Below are 221 nucleotides of genomic sequence, written 5' to 3'. Positions count from 1 at the left end.
AGCTAAGATTCGCCAGCGCAGACCGTATATTTCCCATGTTGGGACGATCAGCCACATCGCTGACAATAAACTTGACCGCAAATTCACCCCAGATAAGCCAAACACCGTCTTTGTCAGCGACGTCACCGAGTTCAGGGTTGCAGGCCGCAAGGTCTACCTGTCACCGGTGATGGATCTGTTCGACCGCTCAATTGTTGCCCACACCGTGGCTACATCGCCGT

General features: G+C 53.8%; 1 pseudogene. It reads left to right on the top strand.

Annotation, left to right across the window (positions count from 1 at the left end):
• Positions 1–221, top strand: a pseudogene (locus HMPREF2857_RS11265) (IS3 family transposase); the annotation flags it as partial.

The sequence above is a fragment of the Corynebacterium sp. HMSC076C10 genome (assembly GCF_001812455.1).
Lineage (GTDB): Bacteria > Actinomycetota > Actinomycetes > Mycobacteriales > Mycobacteriaceae > Corynebacterium > Corynebacterium jeikeium_D.
This window is presented reverse-complemented; position numbering and strand designations above follow the sequence as displayed.